16 protein-coding genes, 2 pseudogenes and 1 other annotated feature are annotated in these 20,181 nt (G+C 40.4%); of the genes and pseudogenes, 1 reads left to right on the top strand and 17 read right to left on the bottom strand.

Annotation, left to right across the window (positions count from 1 at the left end):
• Window positions 1–443 precede the first annotated feature (443 nt).
• On the top strand, window positions 444–1,598 hold the full coding sequence (locus JCM9140_RS09085; RefSeq protein ID WP_034745207.1) for an IS256 family transposase: 1,155 nt from the start codon (window positions 444–446) through the stop codon (window positions 1,596–1,598).
• A 341-nt stretch (window positions 1,599–1,939) separates the two neighbouring features.
• On the opposite strand, the gene tuf is transcribed toward JCM9140_RS09085, so the two are convergent.
• From tuf to JCM9140_RS08995, 17 genes and pseudogenes are all read right to left on the bottom strand, one after another.
• Window positions 1,940–3,130, bottom strand: coding sequence for an elongation factor Tu (gene tuf / locus JCM9140_RS09075; RefSeq protein WP_034745205.1), 1,191 nt, complete (start codon window positions 3,128–3,130; stop codon window positions 1,940–1,942).
• A 137-nt stretch (window positions 3,131–3,267) separates the two neighbouring features.
• Window positions 3,268–5,345: pseudogene (gene fusA / locus JCM9140_RS09070) on the bottom strand (elongation factor G).
• 51 nt (window positions 5,346–5,396) lie between these two features.
• Window positions 5,397–5,867, bottom strand: a complete 471-nt coding sequence (rpsG, locus tag JCM9140_RS09065) for a 30S ribosomal protein S7 (RefSeq protein WP_034631504.1) — start codon at window positions 5,865–5,867, stop codon at window positions 5,397–5,399.
• Window positions 5,868–5,897: 30 nt separating this feature from the next.
• The gene (gene rpsL, locus JCM9140_RS09060; RefSeq protein ID WP_034631505.1) at window positions 5,898–6,317 is read right to left on the bottom strand and encodes a 30S ribosomal protein S12; all 420 of its coding nucleotides are present in this window, start codon (window positions 6,315–6,317) and stop codon (window positions 5,898–5,900) included.
• 109 nt (window positions 6,318–6,426) lie between these two features.
• A complete protein-coding gene (locus tag JCM9140_RS09055) occupies window positions 6,427–6,675 on the bottom strand; it encodes a 50S ribosomal protein L7ae-like protein (protein WP_034745202.1) in 249 nt (82 codons plus the stop codon).
• A gap of 88 nt (window positions 6,676–6,763) precedes the next feature.
• Window positions 6,764–10,386, bottom strand: a pseudogene (gene rpoC / locus JCM9140_RS09050) (DNA-directed RNA polymerase subunit beta').
• A gap of 124 nt (window positions 10,387–10,510) precedes the next feature.
• On the bottom strand, window positions 10,511–14,053 hold the full coding sequence (gene rpoB / locus JCM9140_RS09045; protein ID WP_034745200.1) for a DNA-directed RNA polymerase subunit beta: 3,543 nt from the start codon (window positions 14,051–14,053) through the stop codon (window positions 10,511–10,513).
• Window positions 14,054–14,386: 333 nt separating this feature from the next.
• Window positions 14,387–14,989 carry a class I SAM-dependent methyltransferase gene (locus tag JCM9140_RS09040; RefSeq protein WP_034745198.1) on the bottom strand — a complete coding sequence of 201 codons (603 nt, stop codon included), beginning with the start codon at window positions 14,987–14,989 and terminating at the stop codon, window positions 14,387–14,389.
• 96 nt (window positions 14,990–15,085) lie between these two features.
• Window positions 15,086–15,448: a 50S ribosomal protein L7/L12 gene (gene rplL / locus JCM9140_RS09035; RefSeq protein WP_034745196.1), complete on the bottom strand. Its 363-nt coding sequence runs from the start codon at window positions 15,446–15,448 to the stop codon at window positions 15,086–15,088.
• 139 nt (window positions 15,449–15,587) lie between these two features.
• Complete coding sequence (gene rplJ, locus JCM9140_RS09030) at window positions 15,588–16,085, bottom strand: 50S ribosomal protein L10 (RefSeq protein ID WP_034745194.1); 498 nt, start codon at window positions 16,083–16,085, stop codon at window positions 15,588–15,590.
• A 36-nt stretch (window positions 16,086–16,121) separates the two neighbouring features.
• Window positions 16,122–16,257: a sequence feature (ribosomal protein L10 leader region), on the bottom strand.
• Window positions 16,258–16,315: 58 nt separating this feature from the next.
• On the bottom strand, window positions 16,316–17,056 hold the full coding sequence (gene rplA / locus JCM9140_RS09025; RefSeq protein WP_081727645.1) for a 50S ribosomal protein L1: 741 nt from the start codon (window positions 17,054–17,056) through the stop codon (window positions 16,316–16,318).
• Window positions 17,057–17,129: 73 nt separating this feature from the next.
• Complete coding sequence (rplK, locus tag JCM9140_RS09020; protein WP_034745189.1) at window positions 17,130–17,555, bottom strand: 50S ribosomal protein L11; 426 nt, start codon at window positions 17,553–17,555, stop codon at window positions 17,130–17,132.
• A 172-nt stretch (window positions 17,556–17,727) separates the two neighbouring features.
• Window positions 17,728–18,261: a transcription termination/antitermination protein NusG gene (gene nusG / locus JCM9140_RS09015; RefSeq protein WP_034745187.1), complete on the bottom strand. Its 534-nt coding sequence runs from the start codon at window positions 18,259–18,261 to the stop codon at window positions 17,728–17,730.
• A gap of 97 nt (window positions 18,262–18,358) precedes the next feature.
• On the bottom strand, window positions 18,359–18,571 hold the full coding sequence (secE, locus tag JCM9140_RS09010) for a preprotein translocase subunit SecE (RefSeq protein ID WP_034745185.1): 213 nt from the start codon (window positions 18,569–18,571) through the stop codon (window positions 18,359–18,361).
• 74 nt (window positions 18,572–18,645) lie between these two features.
• Entirely contained in the window at window positions 18,646–18,795 is a 150-nt protein-coding gene (gene rpmG / locus JCM9140_RS09005) for a 50S ribosomal protein L33 (RefSeq protein ID WP_034745183.1), read from the bottom strand.
• Between the two features lie 140 nt (window positions 18,796–18,935).
• Window positions 18,936–19,592 (bottom strand): RNA polymerase sporulation sigma factor SigH, encoded by a 657-nt coding sequence (sigH, locus tag JCM9140_RS09000; protein ID WP_034745181.1) that lies wholly within the window; start codon window positions 19,590–19,592, stop codon window positions 18,936–18,938.
• A 79-nt stretch (window positions 19,593–19,671) separates the two neighbouring features.
• Complete coding sequence (locus tag JCM9140_RS08995; RefSeq protein ID WP_034745179.1) at window positions 19,672–20,181, bottom strand: NYN domain-containing protein; 510 nt, start codon at window positions 20,179–20,181, stop codon at window positions 19,672–19,674.

Below are 20,181 nucleotides of genomic sequence, written 5' to 3'. Positions count from 1 at the left end.
TAGTTACTATCATTTCCATTTTCAGCCCAACAATAGTCCTCTTTGATTTTACAAGGTTTTATTTTGTTACTATCTATAGAAAATCGTTTCAATATAAATGATTGATCAAGTACCGGAACCCTTATTTAAATGTATACCTAGATTTAGTTACGGTAAAACCCCCTCTTTGTTTCCTTTTTTCCTCTTCACACTCAGAAAAGGGCACTAATCTTCCTCTTTCATTCCCTTTTTCCTCCTCATATTCAGAAAAGCGGACTAATCTTCCTCTTTCGTTCCCTTTTACCTCCTCATACTTAGAAAAGGGCACTAATCTTCCTCTTTCGTTCCCTTTTTCCTCCTCATACTGATTAAGTCCATATAATTGTGTAAAAAGAAAGAGTCATTCTATTCCTTCTTGGATACAATGTTTTCTACCACCAAAAACAATGAGAAGAGGAATATGAATGACTCAAATACAGTTTAACCTAGATATTGATATCTTAAAAGAATCAGTTATGAATTCTAATATTGATGCAGTCGTGAAATCATCCATCGTCTTAGTTTTAAATGAGATTATGGAAAAAGAACGTGATGACTATTTAAAGGCAGCTGCTTATGAACGTACTTCAGAACGTCGAGATTACCGTAATGGCTATTATGAGCGCGAGCTAGTTATTAGTAATGGAAAAATCACATTGCGAGTTCCTCGTACAAGGGAAGGTGGTTTTTCTCCATCCATCTTTGAGAAATTCGCTCGAATGGATCAAGTCCTTATTCTTTCTATGCTTGAAATGGTCGTGAATGGTGTTTCGACGAGAAAAGTAACGAACATTGTAGAACAACTATGTGGTAAGAGTGTTTCGAAGTCTTTCGTATCTACTTTAACTGAAAAGTTGGATCCTATTGTGAACAAGTGGGCCAACCGTCCACTCAATGTTCAGTATTTTCCATACCTCTATGCAGATGCTATGTATATAAAAGTACGCGAACACCATAAAGTGGTTTCAAAAGCAGTCTATATTATGACGGCCATGAATGAAGCAAAGAAGCGTGAAGTTATTGGATTAAAGATCGATCATGTTGAAAGTTTCGAAGCCTGGCAAGGCTTTTTTAAAGAACTAAAAGCTAGAGGCCTTCAATCCCCTAAACTTGTTATTTCAGATGCTCATGCAGGTTTAAGAAAAGCAATCGAACGAGAATTCATTGGAACCTCTTGGCAGCGGTGCACGGTCCATTTCAAAAGAAATATCATAGAAAAATTACCTAAAAAAGATATGGCACAAGTAATAGCTGATATGAGAAGAATTTATCAAAGTATAACGCATGAAGAAGCGACAAGATACAAAGATGAATTTATCTCACGTTACGAAGACAATCCAAAGATTAAAAATGCCATTGATATACTAGACGAGGGGTTCCAAGACTCAACTCAATATCTGAATGAGCCTGAAGAGTATCAAAGAAATATAACGAGTACAAATTCGTTAGAACGGTTAAACCAAGAAGTGAGAAGAAGGGAACGAGTGATACGAATCTTTCCTAATACGCAGTCAGCCTTTCGACTAATTGGCGCTGTCTTAATGGAGAATGAAAATCTAGAATTAAACAAAAGAAAATAGTAGACTTATCCAAAACGCGAAGCGAAATTTTTTCCTGGTAAGGGGGGGTACCCCCCCTTACCAGGAAAAAATAATAAAAGGTAGTAACATTGTATTTATGAAATTACACAATAGATCGGACTTGACTCTCATACTTAGAAAAGGGCACTAATCTTCCTCTTTCGTTCCCTTTTTCCTCCTCATACTTAGAAAAGGGCACTAATCTTCCTCTTTCGTTCCCTTTTTCCTCTTCACACTCAGAAAAGCGCACTAGTCTCTTTTCTTTGTTTCTTCTATCTAAATAAACAAATACGCACAAAAAACCACCTTGGAGGACCAAGGTGGTTTTACGAATCATGTTATTACTTTTGGATTGATGCAACAACGCCGGCACCAACAGTACGTCCACCCTCACGGATAGAGAACTTAGTACCTTCTTCGATAGCGATTGGAGCGATAAGCTCAACCGTCATTTCGATGTTGTCACCAGGCATTACCATCTCAACGCCTTCTGGAAGTTGAACGATTCCAGTTACGTCAGTTGTACGGAAGTAGAACTGAGGACGGTAGTTAGTGAAGAATGGAGTGTGACGTCCACCCTCTTCTTTTGAAAGAACATAAACTTCTGCTTTGAAGTTTGTGTGTGGAGTGATTGTACCTGGCTTAGCAAGTACTTGACCACGTTGTACTTCATCACGAGCAACCCCACGAAGAAGTGCACCAATGTTGTCTCCAGCTTCAGCATAGTCAAGAAGCTTACGGAACATTTCTACTCCAGTACAAGTAGTTGATTTTGGCTCTTCAGTAATACCGATGATGTCGATAGTGTCACCAACGTTAAGTTGACCACGCTCAACACGACCAGTAGCAACTGTACCACGACCAGTGATAGAGAATACATCCTCAACTGGCATCATGAATGGCTTTTCTTTGTCACGCTCAGGAGTTGGGATGTAAGAATCAACAGCTTCCATAAGCTCGATGATTTTAGCTTCCCAAGCTTCGTCTCCTTCTAAAGCTTTAAGAGCAGAACCTTGGATAACAGGAACGTCATCACCAGGGAAGTCATACTCAGAAAGAAGGTCACGTACTTCCATTTCTACTAACTCAAGTAACTCTTCGTCATCTACCATGTCACATTTGTTTAAGAATACAACTAGGTAAGGTACACCTACTTGACGAGATAATAAAATGTGCTCACGAGTTTGTGGCATTGGACCATCAGCAGCAGATACTACTAGGATTCCTCCGTCCATTTGTGCAGCACCAGTGATCATGTTTTTAACATAGTCAGCGTGTCCTGGGCAGTCAACGTGTGCGTAGTGACGGTTGTCAGTTTCATACTCAACGTGTGCAGTTGAGATTGTGATTCCACGCTCACGCTCTTCTGGAGCACCATCGATAGCGTCATACGCCATTGCAGTACCTTTACCAGATTTCTTAGCTAATACTGTTGTGATTGCAGCAGTAAGTGTAGTTTTACCGTGGTCAACGTGTCCAATTGTACCAATATTGGCATGTGTCTTGGAACGGTCGAATTTTTCTTTAGCCATGATTCATTTCCTCCCTTAATTGAACATAAGTATAATTTAAGTAATTTTTATGGATAAGAAAGGTGAAATATCGTATCGAAATTCACACCTTTCTTAGCTTACAACAAAAAGACTTCAGAAACAATTATAAACAAAAATTATTGTCCAGTTTGCTTCTTAATGATCTCTTCAGCAACGCTCTTTGGTACTTCTTCATAATGATCAAAGAACATTGAGTATGTTCCACGACCTTGAGTACGTGAACGAAGTGAAGTTGCATACCCAAACATTTCAGCTAATGGAACGAATGCTTTAACGATTTGTGCGTTACCGCGAGCTTCCATACCTTCAACGCGTCCACGACGAGCTGTAACGTCACCCATTACATCTCCCATGTACTCTTCAGGTACAACAATTTCAACTTTCATTAATGGCTCAAGTAACACTGGAGCACATTTTGATTTTGCATTTTTAAGGGCCATAGAAGCAGCAATTTTAAATGCCATCTCACTTGAATCGACGTCATGGTAAGAACCGTCATAAAGCTTCGCTTTAATGTCGATTACTGGATAACCAGCGACCATTCCATTAACAAGTGCTTCTTCGATACCTTGTTCTACAGAACCAATGTATTCACGTGGTACAGAACCCCCAACGATTGCGTTTTCGAATTCAAAACCTGCGCCCTCTTCGTTTGGAGAGAACTCAACCCATACGTGACCAAATTGTCCACGACCACCAGATTGACGAACAAACTTACCTTCAACCTGAGCCGTTTGACGGATTGTCTCACGGTATGATACTTGAGGAGCACCAACGTTAGCTTCAACTTTGAATTCACGCTTCATACGGTCAACAATGATATCAAGGTGAAGCTCACCCATACCAGAAATGATCGTTTGACCAGTTTCTTCATTAGTCTCCGTACGGAACGTAGGATCTTCTTCAGCAAGCTTAGCTAAAGCCATACCCATTTTATCTTGGTCAGCCTTAGATTTCGGCTCAACAGATAAAGAGATAACTGGCTCTGGGAAATCCATAGATTCAAGAATTACAAGATTCTTTTCATCACATAGAGTATCACCAGTTGTCGTATCTTTCAAACCTACAGCAGCAGCAATATCCCCAGCGTATACTGTTGAAATCTCTTCACGAGAGTTTGCATGCATTTGTAGAATACGTCCAACACGCTCACGCTTGTCTTTTGTAGAGTTCTTAACATAAGAACCAGATTGTAGTGTACCAGAGTACACACGGAAGAATGTAAGTTTACCAACGTAAGGGTCAGTCATTACTTTAAAAGCTAAAGCAGAGAATGGACCTTCATCGCTAGATTCACGAGTTACTTCTTCTTCAGAATCTGGAATAATACCTTTAATTGCTGGAACATCTAAAGGAGATGGTAGGTAGTCAAGAACAGCGTCTAACATAAGTTGAACACCTTTGTTCTTAAATGCCGAACCACAAATTACTGGGTAGAACTCAACGTTACAAGTACCTTTACGGATTGCAGCTTTAAGTTCTTCCTTTGTTAATTCTTCACCTTCAAGATATTTCATCATTAACTCTTCATCAAGCTCTGCTACCGCTTCAACTAGTGATTCGTGTAGTTCTTGAGCTTTATCTTTATACTCAGCTGGAATTTCTTTTGCTTCCGTACGAGTACCAAGATCATCTTCGTAGAAGTAAGCAACCATGTCGATTAAATCGATGATTCCTTCAAACTCGTCTTCTGCACCAATTGGTAATTGGATTGCATGAGCATTTGCTTGAAGACGATCACGAAGAGTTCCTAAAGAGTAAAGGAAATCTGCACCTGTTTTGTCCATTTTGTTAACAAATACGACACGTGGTACACCATAAGTAGTAGCTTGGCGCCAAACTGTTTCTGTTTGAGGCTCAACACCAGATTGAGCATCAAGTACTGCTACAGCTCCGTCCAATACACGTAATGAACGTTCTACTTCTACTGTAAAGTCTACGTGTCCAGGTGTATCGATGATGTTAATACGGTGATCTTTCCATGCAGCTGTTGTTGCAGCAGAAGTGATCGTGATTCCACGCTCTTGCTCCTGTGCCATCCAGTCCATTTGAGATGCACCTTCATGAGTTTCACCAATTTTATGGATACGTCCTGTGTAGAAAAGAACACGTTCAGTTGTTGTTGTTTTACCGGCATCGATGTGAGCATGATGCCGATATTACGTGTATCTTTTAAGGAGAACTCTCTTGCCATAGGGTATTTCTCCTTCCTATTTCAATCATTATTTTTAGTATGAAATAAATCCTACCAACGATAGTGAGCGAATGCTTTGTTCGCTTCAGCCATCTTGTGAGTATCTTCACGCTTCTTAACAGAAGCACCTGCATTGTTAGCTGCATCAAGAATCTCATTAGCTAGACGTTCTTCCATCGTCTTCTCACCACGAAGACGTGAATAGTTTACTAACCAACGAAGACCTAATGTAGTACGACGCTCAGGTTTTACTTCGATTGGCACTTGATAGTTTGCACCACCAACACGACGTGCTTTAACCTCAAGTACTGGCATAATGTTCTTTAACGCTTGATCGAAAACTTCCATAGGGTCATTTCCGCTACGTTCTTTCACGATTTCAAACGCATTATAAAGAATTGTTTGTGCTTTACCACGTTTTCCATCCTCCATAATACGGTTGATTAAACGTGTAACAAGCTTCGACTTGTAAATTGGATCTGGTAATACATCGCGACGAGCGACTGGTCCTTTACGAGGCATAATTTACCCTCCCTTCATCATAAGTATTAATTACTTTTTATCTTTTGGACGCTTAGTTCCATATTTAGAACGACCTTGCATACGGTTTTGAACTCCTGCCGTATCAAGTGCTCCACGTACGATGTGATAACGAACCCCTGGTAAATCTTTTACACGTCCACCACGGATAAGAACAACACTGTGCTCTTGAAGGTTATGACCAATCCCTGGGATGTAAGCTGTTACCTCGATTTGGTTAGTTAAACGTACACGAGCATATTTACGAAGTGCTGAGTTCGGTTTCTTAGGAGTCATTGTACCAACACGAGTACATACACCACGCTTTTGTGGAGATGAAAGGTTAGTTTGTGACTTTTTGAAACTGTTGAACCCTTTGTTAAGAGCTGGTGAATCAGACTTCTTAACTTTTGCTACACGACCTTTACGAATCAATTGATTAATTGTAGGCATTTTGTTTCCTCCTCTCTTCAAAGTTTTAAGACCACTGGTCCTGGTGGTTCATCTTTAGGCAAAAGGAAAGTTTTTGCCATGCCGGTGACACCGTATGGCAAAAACATGATTATTTCCTTAAAGCAACAGTGGCTGCACCAACATCAATTCCGCATGCTTTTCCAAGCTTCTTCATTGAGTCGACATATAAAAGTGGTATTCCTTTGGCTTCCGCTAATGCTTCTACTTTGTATATCACACGGTATTCCGCATCATTTGCAATTAAAACCTCAGAAACTATACCCTCATCAAGCGCTTTTAGCGTTTGTTTGGTACCTATTATTAAGTCTTTTGCCTGTAAGACTTTTTCATAAGACATTTGTCATCCTCCAAAGCAACAGGTTTCTCTCAGGCACACTTTGATATATTACCACCCTCATATGTCACTGTCAACTTTTTTTATAAAATCATTCGTGAGTAAGCGCACCTTCAGCCATTGGTTCTTCTGTTTGTTCCGCTTCTACTTGATCATACTCAGAAGTAATATTCAAGTGACGGTATCTTGGCATACCTGTTCCAGCTGGTACAAGCTTACCAATGATAACATTCTCTTTCAAGCCGAGTAACTCATCGCGCTTCCCTTTAATCGCAGCATCTGTTAAGACACGAGTCGTTTCTTGGAATGATGCAGCAGATAAGAATGAATCTGTCTCAAGGGACGCTTTTGTAATACCAAGTAATACTGGTTTTCCTGTTGCAGGGCGTTGTTGTTCAAGAAGAACTTTTTTGTTCTCATCGTTAAACTGTTGAATTTCGATAAGTGCTCCTGGTAATACATTTGTTTCACCAGCATCAACAACACGTACTTTGCGAAGCATTTGGCGAACCATTACTTCAACGTGCTTATCACCGATTTCAACCCCTTGCATACGATAAACCTTTTGTACTTCACGAAGCAAATATTCTTGAACACCGCTCATGCCTTTTACTTTTAGAAGCTCTTTCGGATCAATTGAACCTTCCGTTAGAGCTCACCGAATTGAACGAAGTCGCCAAGTGAAACTTTAAGACGAGATCCGTATGGAATCGCGTAGTTCTTCGTTTCCATTTCGCTTCTAACCGTAACTTCACGCTTATCTCCTTCTTTGATATCAATGATTTCACCATCAATTTCAGAGATTACCGCTTGACCTTTTGGATTACGCGCTTCAAACAGCTCTTGGATACGCGGTAAACCTTGAGTGATATCATCACCGGCTACCCCACCTGTATGGAATGTACGCATCGTAAGCTGAGTTCCTGGCTCCCCGATTGATTGGGCAGCAATAATTCCTACAGCTTCCCCAACTTCTACATCGCTACCAGTAGCCAAGTTACGTCCGTAACACTTCTTACATACACCATGTCTTGTGTCACATGTAAAGACAGAGCGAATCGTTACTTCCTCGACATTAGCTTCGATAATCGTTCTAGCAATGTCTTCATGAATCAATTCGTTCTTCCTTACTAATACTTCACCAGTTTCAGGGTGTTTAAGTGTCTTAAATGCTACACGACCAACAAGACGATCATAGAGGTTCTCAATGACTTCATTGCCCTCTTTGATTGCTTGAACAGCTAAACCACGGTCTGTACCACAATCATCAGAACGGACAATAACATCTTGAGCAACGTCAACAAGACGACGAGTTAAGTAACCTGAGTCAGCTGTCTTAAGGGCCGTATCGGCAAGACCTTTACGTGCACCGTGAGTCGAGATAAAGTACTCGAGTACAGTCAGACCCTCACGGAAACTTGACTTGATCGGCAACTCGATAATACGACCAGACGGATTCGCCATCAGACCACGCATACCGGCAAGTTGCGTAAAGTTTGATGCGTTACCACGGGCACCAGAGTCACTCATCATAAAGATTGGGTTTGAACGATCAAGTGTACCCATTAATTTATTTTGGATAACGTCCTTCGCTTCACTCCAAACAGAGATAACACGATCATAACGCTCTTCTTCCGTAATTAAACCACGACGGAATTGCTTTAGAATCTTCTCTACTTTTTGTTCTGCTTCAGCTAGGATTTCCTTCTTCTCAGCTAATACGACGATGTCGGCAACCCCAACAGTAATACCAGCTCTTGTTGAATATTTAAATCCTAATTCTTTCATACGGTCTAACATTTTTGATGTTTCAGCAATCGCAAACTTCTTAAATACTTCCGCAATAACGTTTCCTAAGAAACCTTTTTTAAACGGCAAAACAAGTTCACTGTTTTCAAAGTGCTTGCTCACATCTGTTGTACTTGGAACAATATACTTCTCAGGAGTTTCTTGTTCTAAGTTAAACATTGTCGGTTCATTAATATACGGGAACGACTCAGGTAGGATTTCATTGAAAATCAATTTCCCTACTGTCGTTAATAACAATTTATCACGTTGGTCTTCACGGAACGTCGGCTTATTTAAAGACGCTACCGGAATCGCAACACGAGTGTGCAAGTGCACATATCCGCTTTGATAAGCAATTAGTGCTTCATTTGTATCCTTGAAGATTCTTCCTTGACCTTTGGCGTTATCACGTTCCAACGTTAAATAATAGTTACCAAGAACCATATCTTGAGATGGTGTAACAACTGGTTTTCCGTCTTTTGGATTCAAGATGTTTTGAGCAGCTAGCATTAAAATACGTGCTTCCGCTTGCGCTTCTGCAGATAAAGGTACGTGTACGGCCATTTGGTCACCATCAAAGTCAGCGTTATACGCTGTACAAACTAGAGGGTGAAGTTTAATCGCACGACCTTCTACTAGTGTAGGCTCAAATGCCTGAATACCAAGACGGTGAAGAGTTGGTGCACGGTTAAGTAGAACCGGATGCTCACGAATAACTTCTTCTAATACATCCCAAACTTCTGGTTGCACTTTTTCAACCTTGCGTTTTGCACTCTTAATATTATGAGCAAGCCCTTTTGAAACAAGTTCTTTCATGACAAAAGGCTTGAACAACTCAAGAGCCATCTCTTTTGGAAGACCACATTGGTACATTTTTAAATTAGGACCTACTACGATAACGGAACGACCAGAATAGTCAACACGCTTACCTAGTAAGTTTTGACGGAAACGACCTTGCTTCCCTTTTAACATATGTGAAAGAGATTTAAGCGGACGGTTTCCTGGTCCTGTAACAGGACGACCACGGCGGCCGTTATCGATTAGAGCATCCACTGCTTCTTGAAGCATACGCTTTTCATTTTGGACAATGATATTCGGTGCTCCTAAATCAAGAAGACGCTTCAGTCGGTTGTTACGATTAATAACACGACGATATAGATCATTCAAGTCAGAAGTCGCAAAACGACCACCATCTAATTGAACCATCGGTCGTAATTCAGGCGGAATTACCGGAAGAACATCTAAGATCATCCAAGAAGGTTCATTACCAGAATGACGGAACGCTTCTAATACTTCTAGACGTTTTACCGCACGAGTACGTCTTTGACCTTGTGCTGTCACAAGCTCCTCTTTTAAAAGACCAACTTCTTTTTCTAAATCGATATCCGAAAGCAGTTTACGAATGGCTTCTGCTCCCATTTGCGCGTTAAAAGAACGACCGTATTTATCACGGTATGTACGATACTCTTTTTCAGAAAGGAGTTGTTTTTTCTCAAGCGGTGTATCACCTGGGTCGGTCACAACATAAGAAGCAAAATAAATGACTTCTTCGAGTGAACGAGGTGACATATCCAACACTAGACCCATACGACTTGGAATCCCTTTAAAATACCAAATGTGCGATACAGGAGCAGCTAATTCAATATGTCCCATACGCTCACGACGTACTTTGGCACGTGTTACTTCCACTCCACAACGGTCACATACAACCCCTTTGTAGCGGACACGTTTGTATTTCCCACAGTGACATTCCCAGTCCTTCGTTGGTCCAAAAATACGCTCACAGAAAAGTCCATCCTTTTCTGGTTTTAACGTACGATAGTTAATTGTCTCCGGCTTCTTAACTTCCCCTCTTGACCAAGAGCGGACTTTATTTGGTGAAGCAAGACCAATTTTCATATATTCGAAGTTGTTTACATCTATCAAGGGGCTAACCTCCCTTTTCGTTTCCATGTCTATTCGAGCACATTTTTACATCTGACTAAACCAATCGGGTCAACTACTATAGAGAAAGCTATAGGGAACTAGCTCACTAGCTCCCAAAGCTGTTTTACACATTTGATTCGCTTGATTCGAAGTTCAAGTTAAGTTTTTCACTCGTTTGATCATCTTCATCATCAAGCTCTCTCATCTCGATTTCTTCTTCATTACTTGAAAGCATCTTAACATCCATACCTAATGATTGAAGTTCCTTAATTAAAACTTTAAACGATTCAGGTACTCCAGGCTCAGGAACATTTTCACCTTTTACGATCGCTTCATATGTTTTAACACGACCAACGACATCATCAGATTTCACCGTTAAGATTTCTTGCAACGTATAAGCCGCTCCATATGCTTCAAGTGCCCACACTTCCATCTCTCCAAAGCGCTGTCCACCAAACTGGGCTTTACCACCTAGTGGTTGTTGCGTTACAAGAGAGTATGGTCCAGTTGAACGAGCATGCAACTTATCGTCGACCATGTGAGCAAGTTTGATCATATACATAATCCCTACAGATACACGATTATCAAACGGCTCTCCCGTACGACCATCATAAAGGATTGTCTTTCCATCACGAGCCATTCCTGCTTCTTCAATCGTGCCCCAAACGTCTTCCTCGTTCGCACCATCAAATACAGGAGAAGCAACATGAATACCTAATTTACGTGCAGCCATACCTAAGTGAAGCTCAAGCACCTGACCGATATTCATACGCGACGGAACCCCAAGTGGGTTTAACATGATATCAATTGGCGTTCCATCAGGTAAGTAAGGCATATCTTCTTCCGGAAGAATACGAGAGATAACCCCTTTGTTACCGTGACGACCGGCCATTTTATCTCCTTCGTGGATTTTACGTTTTTGAACGATATATACACGAACAAGTTGGTTAACGCCAGGTGGTAATTCATCTCCATCTTCACGATTGAAGATCTTCACATCAAGGACAATTCCATCTCCACCATGCGGAGCACGTAAAGATGTATCACGAACTTCACGGGCCTTTTCACCGAATATAGCATGTAAAAGACGTTCCTCAGCTGTAAGTTCAGTAACCCCTTTTGGCGTAACCTTTCCAACTAAGATATCTCCATCTTTAACTTCTGCACCAGTACGAATAATTCCACGCTCATCTAGATTCTTTAGAGCATCTTCCCCGACATTCGGGATATCACGTGTAATTTCTTCAGGTCCAAGCTTCGTATCACGAGCTTCTGACTCATATTCTTCAATATGAACAGATGTGTATACATCATCTTTTACGAGACGTTCACTTAAAATGATAGCATCCTCATAGTTGTAACCATCCCATGTCATAAACCCAACCATAACATTACGTCCAAGTGCCATTTCCCCAAGTTCCATAGAAGGTCCATCAGCTAAGATTTCGCGTTTTTCAACTACGTTCCCTTCAGCTACAATTGGACGCTGGTTGTAACTCGTTCCTTGGTTCGAACGAATGAACTTTTGAAGCTTATACTTATCTAGATCACCTTTAACATCTTGACCATCAACCACTTCAAGTCGGCGTACCCAAATTTCTTTTGCGGTTACACGCTCAACTATTCCTCTTGTTTTTGCGACGATTGCCGCACCAGAATCCCTAGCTGAAACATGTTCCATTCCTGTACCAACAATTGGAGCTTCAGGAACAAGTAGTGGAACAGCTTGACGTTGCATGTTCGCTCCCATTAAGGCACGGTTAGAGTCATCATTTTCTAAGAAAGGAATACAAGATGTCGCAGCAGAAACAACCTGCTTCGGTGATACATCCATATAGTCTAAGCGCTCGCGTGGAACAACTGTGTTTTCCCCACGGAAACGAGCAATGATATTATCATCAATAAACGAACCATCTTCATCCAGACGAGCATTCGCCTGAGCGACAACATAGTTGTCCTCTTCATCCGCAGTTAAGTAGTCAATTTGTGACGTTACTTTTCCTGTTTCCGGATCTACTCGACGATAAGGAGTTTCCATAAATCCAAATTCATTTACTTTCGCAAATGATGATAGTGAGTTGATCAACCCGATATTTGGACCCTCTGGCGTCTCGATCGGACACATACGACCATAGTGAGAATAGTGAACGTCACGCACTTCAAAACCAGCACGTTCACGAGTTAAACCACCAGGTCCTAATGCTGAAAGACGACGTTTATGCGTTAATTCAGCTAATGGATTCGTTTGATCCATAAACTGTGACAACTGAGAGCTACCAAAGAACTCTTTAATCGAAGCAATAACCGGGCGAATATTAATTAACGCTTGTGGTGTAATCATATTTGGGTCTTGAATGGACATACGTTCACGAACAACACGTTCCATACGAGACAAACCAATACGGAATTGATTTTGTAACAATTCCCCTACTGAACGAAGACGACGGTTACCTAAATGGTCAATATCATCTGTATCGCCAACACCATGTAATAGGTTAAAGAAATAGTTAATTGAAGCAATGATATCAGATGGTGTAATGTGCTTCACATCACGTTCAACCATTGCATTTCCAATTACACGAATCGTTTTTTCACCATCTTGATCATCCGGTGCATAGATTTTGATCGACTGTAAGTCAATCTCATCATCTTCCACAACTCCACCAGAAGCATGGACCTTACGGAAACCTACATTGTTCTCAAGGTAAGGTAAAATACGATCTAATGTACGACGATCTAGTAAAGTTCCTTCTTCAGCGATAACTTCTCCTGTTTCAGGATCTACTAACGTTTCAGCTAAACGTTGATTAAAAAGTCGGTTCTTTATATGAAGCTTTTTATTAATCTTATAACGACCTACATTCGCTAGATCATAACGTTTCGGATCAAAGAAACGTGAATCTAAAAGACTTTTCGCATTTTCAACAGTTGGAGGTTCACCTGGACGAAGACGCTCATAAATTTCAAGTAACGCTTTGTCGGTTCCATCGGTATTGTCTTTTTCTAACGAATTGCGAAGATATTCATCTTCACCTAATAAATCAATGATCTCTTGATCAGATCCAAAACCTAATGCACGCAAAAGAACCGTCACTGGTATTTTTCTTGTGCGGTCGATACGAACGTAAACGATATCTTTGGCATCTGTTTCAAGCTCCAACCATGCACCACGGTTTGGAATAACTGTTGCAGTGAAACCTTTTTTACCGTTCTTATCCGTTTTCTGACTGTAGTATACACTTGGCGATCGAACAAGCTGAGATACAATAACACGTTCTGCCCCATTAATGACAAACGTACCAGTCTCCGTCATAAGAGGGAAATCCCCCATGAACACTTCTTGCTCTTTTACTTCTCCAGTTTCCTTATTAATTAAGCGAACCTTCACACGTAATGGTGCAGCAAACGTCACATCGCGTTCTTTTGATTCATCCACTGGATATTTTGGCTCTCCAAGACTATAGTCAATAAATTCTAGAACTAAGTTTCCTGTGAAGTCTTGAATTGGAGAAATATCTTGGAACATTTCTCGCAGGCCCTCATCAAGAAACCACTGATAGGATGCTGTTTGAATTTCAATTAGATTCGGCAGCTCCAGCACTTCGTTAATTCTTGCATAGCTTCTCCGCTGGCGGTGGCGTCCATACTGAACTAGTTGACCTGTCAACTGATTCACCCCTCAAATCTCGCGTTATAGTATCTAAAAATGCAACCTAGCCTACTTCATATAATCAAAAAGTAGAAAAAGAGTAAGCATTTTTATAGATTAAATAGAACTCGCACACTAATTATGTACGGACGTTAAAAGAAAGTTCGATTGCTTTCTTGTAACAGTGAAATAGACAGATATATCCATCCCACTAAATTCCATGATTATACAAGTATACCCACTATTAAACGCCGCTATTCAAATATTTCCTCTTGACTTTTAGATGAATAAACGATCTAAAAATAGGTAGTTATACGCATTAAATAACAATACCACAAAAGCTAGTCAAGGTCAAACTTTTTTTGCCTTTATAATAGAATAGCCCTTTTTCTTCTCGACGATCTCTACTTCAGAGAAAAGAGATTCTAGTTTTTCAATAGCGGATGGCGCTCCTTGTTTCTTTTGTATGACAATCCATAATTCACCCTCGGACTTTAAGTGTTCATACGCTTGTTCGAAAATGGCATGAACGACTTTTTTCCCTGCCCGTATTGGAGGATTCGTCACCACAACAGCAAAATCCGTTTTTAACACATTATCCAAACAGTTACTTTTGTATATCTCTACATTATTAACTGAGTTCCGCTCAGCATTTCGAGTCGCTAACGCTAACGCTCGTTCATTAACATCTACCATATGTACCTTACGCTTATGATCGTTTGCAGCTAACGAAATTCCAATCGGCCCGTATCCGCACCCAACATCTAGTAAATCCCCTTTAACATCCGGAAAAATAAAAGAATGAATTAATAACGAACTTCCAAAGTCGACTTCTTGTTTTGAAAAAACGCCTCGGTCAGAATAAAATCGAAACGCTTGACCTCGTAGCGAAAACGACCAATCTCGTTCTTCGCTTTCTACCGTCGGTTTTTCCGAATAATAATGGTTTGACATAACACCACTCCTTCACATAAGAGATTACATACAGTATAACCAAATAAAACCCGAAACAAAAAAGGCCCGCTAAAAGCGAGCCCCTTTATATGGTAATTACTTAACTTCTACAGATGCGCCAGCTTCTTCAAGCTTAGCTTTGAATTCTTCAGCTTCATCTTTAGAAACGCCTTCTTTGATTGGAGCAGGAGCGCCATCAACAAGAGCTTTTGCTTCTTTAAGACCAAGGCCTGTGATTTCACGAACAACTTTGATAACGTTGATTTTTGAACCACCAGCAGATGCAAGAACTACATCAAATTCAGTTTGCTCAGCAGCACCAGCATCTCCGCCACCAGCAGCTACAGCTACAGGAGCAGCAGCAGTTACGCCAAACTCTTCTTCAATTGCCTTAACTAGGTCGTTAAGTTCTAAAACTGTCATTTCTTTAATCGCTTCAATGATTTGATCTTTACTCATTTTGTAAATCCTCCCTGTTATCGTTTTGATAATTTATATTGGTAACACCATTTGTTTCGTACATACTCTTTGTATGTTTGCATACAAATTAGTAAGTATTGTTTTTCCTAAGCAGTAGCCACTTTAGGAATGTAGTACATTAAGCGCCTTGCTCTTCTTTTTGCTCTGCAACAGCTTTTGTAACCAAAGCAAATTGACGAACTGGAGCTTGAAGTACGTTTGCAAGCATTGAAAGTAGACCATCGCGTGATGGAAGTTCAGCTAGAGCTTTCACTTCAGCAACTGAAGCTACCGCTCCTTCAATGACACCAGCTTTGATTTCAAGAGCTTCGTGTTTTTTAGCAAATTCGTTAATGACCTTTGCAGGAGCAATAACATCCTCTGTACTAAACGCAATTGCTGTAGGACCAACAAGTTGCTCATCAAGAGCTGTTAGTTCAGCCTCAGCAGTTGCACGACGAGCTAATGTGTTTTTATACACCTTGAACTCAACACCAGCTTCACGAAGTTGCTTACGAAGTTCTGTTACTTCCGCAACAGATAGTCCACGGTAATCAACAACAACTGTTGATTTACTTTCACGTAGTTTCGTCGCAATATCTGCAACAACTTGCTTTTTTTGTTCTAATACGCTCATCCTTACACCTCCTATGGTTTTTCACCATACCGTTTAAGAAGCATATAAAAAGCCCCCATGTAGACATGAGGGCATACAAACACAGTTATAACTTCCTGTATCTATTGCTTACCTCGGTAGGAAATTAAGTGCTAAGCACCCCTACGGTCTACGGTATGACATTCAATTTTGAAGCGTCTTGTGTAAGACACTCTTAGAAGTATACATACACAAAACACAAAAGTCAATCATTATCTTGCAAAAACAGATGCATTTACACGAACTCCAGGTCCCATTGTAGATGCAATCGCTACGTTCTTCATGTACGTACCTTTTGCAGCTGCAGGTTTAACCTTTACAAGAGTTTCAATGATTGTTTTGAAGTTTTCAACAAGTTTCTCAGTTTCAAAAGAAACTTTCCCAATTGGTACGTGGATGTTTCCAGCTTTATCAACGCGGTATTCAACTTTACCAGCTTTGATTTCATTAACAGCTTTTGTAACATCGAATGTTACTGTACCAGTTTTAGGATTTGGCATTAAGCCTTTCGGTCCAAGGACACGACCTAATTTACCAACTTGAGCCATCATGTCTGGTGTCGCAACGATCACATCAAATTCGAACCAACCTTGGTTGATTTTGTTGATGAAATCTTCATCACCTACAAAGTCCGCTCCAGCAGCTTCAGCTTCTTTTGCTTTTTCGCCTTTAGCGAAAACAAGAACGCGTTGAGTTTTCCCAGTTCCATTAGGAAGAACAACAGCACCACGAATTTGTTGGTCTGCTTTCTTAGGGTCAACTCCAAGACGTACAGCTACTTCAACCGTCTCGTCGAATTTCGCTGTAGCTGTTTTCTTTACTAATTCAATCGCTTCCTCTACTTGGTAAGCCGTTTCACGGTCTACAAGCTTAAGAGCATCTGTATATTTTTTACTTTTCTTAGCCATGCTAATTTCCTCCTCGAATGTGGTTTTAGCGGTAATACCTCCCACTATTAAAGGTTGCGAACCTATAAAATAGGCAAAGAGGGTCATACCTCATCGCAACCTCCAGAACACTTACCAATTAGTCTTCAATCACAATACCCATGCTGCGAGCAGTACCTTCAACCATACGCATAGCCGCTTCTACATCAGCTGCGTTTAGATCTGGCATTTTCGTCTCAGCAATCTCGCGTACTTTATCACGCTTCACTGTAGCAACCTTCTTAACGTGAGGCTCTCCAGAACCTGACTCAATCCCAGCAGCTTTCTTTAAAAGAACAGCAGCAGGTGGAGTTTTCGTGATGAATGTAAACGAACGATCTTCAAATACTGTAATTTCAACAGGGATGATAAGACCCGCTTGATCTGAAGTACGAGCGTTGAATTCTTTACAGAATCCCATGATATTTACACCTGCTTGACCTAATGCAGGACCAACTGGTGGCGCTGGATTAGCTTTCCCAGCAGGAATTTGTAACTTAACCATTTTAATTACCTTTTTAGCCACGTGACACACCTCCTTAAAGTCCGTGATGTGGTTATCCGGGTGAAGAATTTCCACCCTCCCACTCAAAAAAACGGATGCAATGCATCTGCATCCGATGGCTCATTTAACTGAAACCATTGTCAACCATGAAGATTCTATCACTTCCAGCGAAAGATAGCAAGTTTTTTTCGAATTAAATCTTTTCGACTTGATTAAAGTCCAGTTCTACAGGCGTTTCACGACCAAACATATTAACATGAACCTTAACCTTTTGCTTATCTACTTGAATCTCTTCAATTGAACCAACGAAATTAGCAAATGGACCTTCTTTTACTTTAACTGATTCTTTTAATTCGAAGTCGATGTCAGCTTTTGGTTGCTCTACTCCCATTTGCTTCAAAATCGATTCTACTTCCTCTTCCAAAAGTGGCGTTGGCTTTGAACCAGCACCAGCAGAACCAACAAAGCCTGTTACTCCTGGTGTATTTCTCACTACATACCAAGAATCATCAGTCATAATCATCTCAACAATGACATAACCTGGGAAAACTTTCTTTGATACCGTTTTACTTTTTCCATTCTTTACTTCTGTTTCTTCCTCAACAGGTACGAGAACACGAAAAATCTTATCTGTCATATCCATTGATTCAACGCGTTTTTCAAGATTCGTCTTAACTTTGTTTTCATACCCTGAATACGTATGAAGTACATACCAATTTTTTTCCATGATAACTAGGACGGTTTTGTCCTTCCCTCCTCTTCATTAGCGAGATGGCCACAAGAATGACTACCTTAGCAGCTATTCAAACGAATATAGTAACAAATCAACCGAGCAGGACACGAACAAGCTCAGAAATTCCGTAATCAACTACAAAGAAGAATACAGAAATGAAAGCTACCGTTCCTAGAACAACCCATGTATAACGAACCAATTCTTTACGAGTTGGCCAAGAAACACGTTTCATCTCTTGAACAACATCCCGGAAAAATTTACCGATACTTCTTTCTCCACCAGCCACCAATGACACCTCCAGCATCAATCAATATAGACAAATATGCGTTCATCTATTCGAAATTTACATTGTTTATTTACTAGAATTACTATTGTCTATTACTTTGTTTCACGGTGAAGCGTGTGCTCTTGACAAGTTTTACAAAACTTCTTCATCTCAATGCGACCACTATGTGACTGTTTGTTCTTTTCCGTTACATAGTTTCTTGACTGACAAACTTCACAAGCTAGTACAACTTTAGTCCGCATCATTGCACCTCCAGCGTCCAAAGTACATATTAATTAAATCTATCATACCGCACTTTTCGTGTCAATTATTAGAATAATCCGTCATTTGTCAAACAGGGAAAAGGAGAACGATTGGCTTCATCCATTCGTTCTCCTAATAATTAAGAAATCGATACCCCTTTAAACTCCACATAACGCTCAAGTTTACGTTTCACTCGTTGCAGAGCATTGTCAATAGACTTAACATGACGGTTTAGATCTAGAGAAATTTCCTGATAGGATCTGCCGTCTAAATAAAGCATTAAAACTTGTCGCTCTAAATCACTTAGCAACTCACCCATTTTCAACTCAATGTCTTCAAACTCTTCTTGATTAATGAGTAATTCTTCTGGGTCCGTTACTCTAGTCCCGCAAATAACATCTAACAAAGTGCGGTCAGACTCTTCATCGTACAAAGGCTTGTCCAAAGAAACATACGAATTCAACGGGATATGTTTCTGTCTCGTTGCTGTCTTAATAGCCGTAATTATTTGTCTTGTAATACATAGTTCCGCAAAAGCTTTGAAGGAAGAAAGCTTGTCCCCATTAAAATCACGGACGGCTTTATACAGTCCTATCATTCCTTCTTGAACAATGTCTTCATGATCTGCCCCAATCAAAAAATAAGATCTTGCCTTCGCTCGAACAAAATTCTTATATTTGTTGATGAGAAATTCCAGCGCTCCACTATCTCCATTACGTACAAAAACAACTAATTCATCATCTTCCACAGTGTCATACATCGGTTTTAGTTTGGTTTCTTGAAGGTCCATGCTCACGACAATCCCTCCGACCTTGGCTGTTGTCTAAAATATAGACCCATTATATAGCACACTTTTCCAGCTGGTCAACCACGTATCAGCGCTGTCGACGCCATTTTTCAAAAATTTCAGCAATTTCGTCACTAAGCGGGATTTTTGTCGAATTTCGCTTTTTTTGCGTTTTTTGGACTTGTTTGTCGATTCCTTTTTCTGTTGCTTCAATCTCCATAAATAACTCTCTAGCTGACTTTCGTAAAGCGCCACTTCCAAAGATCATGGATTGCTCTGCCATATCGGATGTAGCGACATGAATGTTCGTATCAATTCGCTTAAGGTCTAGAACAAGCTTTTCAATCCGTTCATCCGCTGTCTCGTTTTTCCTTGTATACAAGACATCAACTCGGTGATTCTTATACCTTTTTCCGACTCCATCTACCATATGAGCGTCAAAAATTACCTTCACTTGATAACCTGTGTATGCTTGATACTCAGCCAACATTTCAATAAGACGATCCCTTGCTAATCCAAGGTCTTTATCTTTAAGAATTCGAAGTTCAGGCCAGGCCCCAATCATGTTATAGCCGTCAACAAGCAAAATATCTTTCAT

Origin of the sequence: Halalkalibacter wakoensis JCM 9140 (assembly GCF_000513095.1) — a bacterium.
Taxonomy (GTDB): Bacteria; Bacillota; Bacilli; order Bacillales; family Bacillaceae_D; genus Halalkalibacter; species Halalkalibacter wakoensis.
This window is presented reverse-complemented; position numbering and strand designations above follow the sequence as displayed.